This window comes from Knoellia remsis (assembly GCF_003002895.1).
GTDB classification, from domain to species: Bacteria; Actinomycetota; Actinomycetes; order Actinomycetales; family Dermatophilaceae; genus Knoellia; species Knoellia remsis.
The window spans coordinates 1-1,572 of the sequence record NZ_PVTI01000059.1 but is presented as its reverse complement, the minus strand read 5'-3'; the positions used below and the strand labels follow the sequence as shown (position 1 = coordinate 1,572).

At 71.6% G+C, this 1,572-nt stretch carries 1 protein-coding gene; it reads right to left on the bottom strand.

The genetic code is table 11. From position 1 onward, the window contains the following. On the bottom strand, positions 1-1,572 hold a 1,572-nt coding region (locus tag BCF74_RS17815), incomplete at both ends, for a DUF222 domain-containing protein (protein ID WP_245889432.1).

Here is a 1,572-nt window from a genome sequence, read left to right as displayed (position 1 = left end):
TCGGTCCAGGTGGCGGTGCCGTCGGGGTCGAGTCGGACGCGCCAGTCGTGGCGTTGCTTGATGCGGTGGTGATGTCGACAGAGCGCGATGAGGTTTCCCGGGTGTGTGGGTCCTTGGGGCCAGGGGATGACGTGGTCGAGGTCGGTCTGCCTCGCGGAGGCGGTGCAGCCGGGGAATCGGCAGGTGCCGTCACGCAGCCTCACGAGGCGGGCCATCGCGGCCGGAACGCGGTACGCGGATGACTCCGCATCGCTGGACGTGGCGTTCCTGGTGCGGGTGGGCGCGAGCGACACCGGAACGTACCCGCTGATGAGGGCACCCGTGTCGGGGTGACAGGTCAGCTGCGCTGCCGGGTCGTCACAGGCCGCGGTCGTGGCACCGGCCAGGAAGGCGGCAGGCACGAACGTGGTCCCGGGCGCGCCGAACCCACCGACCTCGACGAGCCCGTCAGTGTCGTCGTGGCCCGCGGTGGCCGTGTCGATCGTGGCCCTGTCGGTGGCGGCGAGGTGCTCGCCGACGAGGTGCTGGGCGGTGATGTCGTGCCCGTTCGGGCACGAGACCGTGGTCTGCAGGGCAGGTGCCGCGCCAAGGGCTGGCTGTGACGACTCGCTCTCAGCGTCGGCGACGGTACCGGGCCGTGGAGTCGCGCTCTCGGTATCGACGATGGGCTGTGACGACTCGCTCTCGGCGCCGGTCGCCGGTTGTGACGACTCGCTCTCAGCGTCGGCGGTAGCGGGCCGTGGAGTGGCGCTGTCGGCGCCGGCATTAGCCTCGCCGCTGGCGTCCGGCTGCTCGGGGGCGGGCGTTGTGGGTTCGGCGGCGCGGGTGGCGTGGATGACGACGGTGACGTCGGAGTGTTCGAGGATGAGCTGGGTGAGGGCGTCGGCGCGTGCTTGTTCCATGGTGTCGGCGTCGCCGTCACGCCGGATCTGCAGGGCACGTTCGGTCACGGCGGCCCACGCGGGCCGGGCGTGTTCGGTGAGGAGGTCGGCCCGCCAGTGGTCCGTGCCGTCGCTGCCGGTGCGGCGGGTCAGGCCACGCCGGGAGCGGGTGTCGTTGACGTGGGCGGCGACGGCGTCGGGGTCGACCTGCGCGGCGATCGTGGCCACTCGGGTGCGCAACGGTCCCACGGTCAGGTCAGCCCAGTGGTCGGCGGCGCGGTCAGCGACCTCACGCGCAGAGTCCGCGGGGAGGAACATCGTCTCGTGGGTGACCGCGGATGCTTTGGCTTCGTTGAGCTCACCTGACGCCAGGGCGGTCACGACTTGGGGTGTGCGGGTGAGCTGGTCGACGGCGGTCATGATGAGCTGGGTCGCCTTGTGCACCGACACTCCGAGCCGTGGGGCGGCGAGCTCGGGGGCGTCCATGCGTTGGTGGCCCAGGCCGCGGTGTTCTTCGACCTCGGTGCCGTCCTCGAGCAGGCGCGGTTCGCGTGCGGACAGGTGGGCCAGGGCGATGGTGCGCAGTGCGACAGCGGTGTCGATCTCGCGTTGGAAGCGTTCTGCGAGGTCGAGCAGCTCGTCACTGGTGAGGGTGCTGGCGGCCTCGGCCAGCGCGGCACAACGCCCCTGG